Origin of the sequence: Oligoflexus sp. (genome assembly GCF_035638955.1) — a bacterium.
Taxonomy (GTDB): Bacteria; Bdellovibrionota_B; Oligoflexia; order Oligoflexales; family Oligoflexaceae; genus Oligoflexus.
Genome location: NZ_DASQYZ010000310.1, coordinates 1 through 1,777 on the forward strand (window position 1 = coordinate 1; position 1,777 = coordinate 1,777).

The 1,777-nt window shown below is 47.0% G+C and carries 2 protein-coding genes; one reads left to right on the forward strand and one right to left on the reverse strand.

What is annotated here, in order from left to right; all coding sequences use genetic code 11:
- Positions 1 to 818: 818 nt before the first annotated feature.
- Positions 819 to 1,148 (reverse strand): hypothetical protein, encoded by a 330-nt coding sequence (locus VE954_RS28680; protein WP_324959384.1) that lies wholly within the window; start codon positions 1,146 to 1,148, stop codon positions 819 to 821.
- 199 nt (positions 1,149 to 1,347) lie between these two features.
- Between VE954_RS28680 and VE954_RS44480 the strand changes: the two genes are divergently transcribed.
- On the forward strand, positions 1,348 to 1,626 hold the full coding sequence (locus VE954_RS44480; protein ID WP_414699039.1) for a helix-turn-helix domain-containing protein: 279 nt from the start codon (positions 1,348 to 1,350) through the stop codon (positions 1,624 to 1,626).
- Positions 1,627 to 1,777 lie beyond the last annotated feature (151 nt).

The window sequence follows — 1,777 nt, forward strand, 5'->3', positions numbered from 1 at the left end:
CAGCGTATGCAGGTCAGCACAATAGATTTGGGGAAATGTTTGCCTTTGAAACTGATGGCCATATCCGCTCCGTGGATAAGGTGATTAGCAAATATGGCCTATCATGGAGCCTCATACTACATTTTTTTTGCAACAGATCCGGCAAAGGACAAGGGCGATCCTGGGCTTTAAAACATTCATGTCGGCCGCGAAGACCATTGCCGGCTTTGAGATGATGGCCATGATCAAAAAAGGCCAAATCGGGGTCCCAAGCGTAAGCGTGCGAAAAATTGATGTTTGCAAAATACTACCTATTAAGAAGTATTTCGGCCTGTTTCGGAGTGATTAGTCTAGGACGACAAATATTTGGCCCAGTATATTTTTTGTACTGAATCTTCAGTCTCAAATACGGAGGTTTTTGAGACCAAGAAAAAATGGAGATCCGAGATTGTTGAAAAGCACCATAATCATGGATCGATGCTGTATCAAAATCGCATCTCAGAATCAAAGTATCAAAACTTTCCCGCCAGATGAGTATTGAGACCGCAAACTACTATCTATTAAGTAGTATTGCGCAGACATCAATTTTTTGCACGCTTACGCCTGGGACCCCAAATCGATCTCCATGGCCTCGCTCCATTCGAACAGTATTACGCCCTCGCTGGATAACTGCGTCCGGGGAATGATCCCTTCAGAAACTCACTTCGACCTTGGAAATGTTTGCGACAGAGCCGCAAGTGATACGCCTGATGACTCTCGTCCAGATGGCAAGGGACAGGGGGAGATGTTCAGCCAAGTTGCGAAGCATCGTTGTCCGACCCCCCCCCTCGGAAACCGCATTAGATTTCAGCGACACACCCAATAAATTCGAAGCTGTCACAGAAGGCGCCATTGCAAATTTCGCCAGTCAGCAGTTTTGTATAGCCTACGTCAACGGCCATCGCCGAGCTATAGCTGGAATCATAGCCCTGCAGCGTACAGAATTCATCTGCGGCTGGTTTTCCGCAGTTTGCTGCCCACTGTTGACACCAGTCCAAAGCGATTCCGTCAAGTTTGGGATTGACGAAAGTCTTTTTGATAAAACGTGGTGGGGGATCGATCGGCTCAGGTGGTCGAGCAAATGCAGAGGCGCTAGAGAAAAGGAAGCCAAGAACGAAAAGCTTTTTCAAAATAAACTCCTTTGCATAGAAAACAGAACGTGAAATTGGTTAGTCATGTTTGAACACAGTTCAATGATGACGGCCAAGCGGTAGAGTTGAGTTCGAACAATTCAAGATTTCACGTATACCTCTCTTGAAGGACGAGCCTCGTGATGAAAAACTGCATGAAACTTTATTTAATTCAGGCGTGTCGAATTCAGCTGCCAGTGTGACTACGGGAATTGAGTTGCACACCAACCGGGCATTACACGATCTGCCTCGTTCTGGAGTGGATAGGCTACTGGACGCGAGGCAAGAGGCAAAGGTGGTTGCCATGATTTGTTCAAAACCACCGGAAGGCTTTGCTAGATGGACGATATCGCTGATTGTACGTGAGGTCATATCGCGTGGTATCTCTGATACTGTGAGCGACGAAACAATTCGTAGACTGCTGCACCGCCATGAGCTGAAGCCGTGGGAGCGTCGGGAAATTGGTGTCCGGGGTTGAAAATTAGTTAAGCAGCCCGATTTCTTCAATCGCATTCTCTATCGTGTTTTTCTCTTCCTTCTCTAAATGCCTTGTATAAAGCTTAGAATCGATGCGGTGCAGTCCCCATCCCAGCTCAATTTTCAGCGCTGTGAACGCCAGCACACTCTCC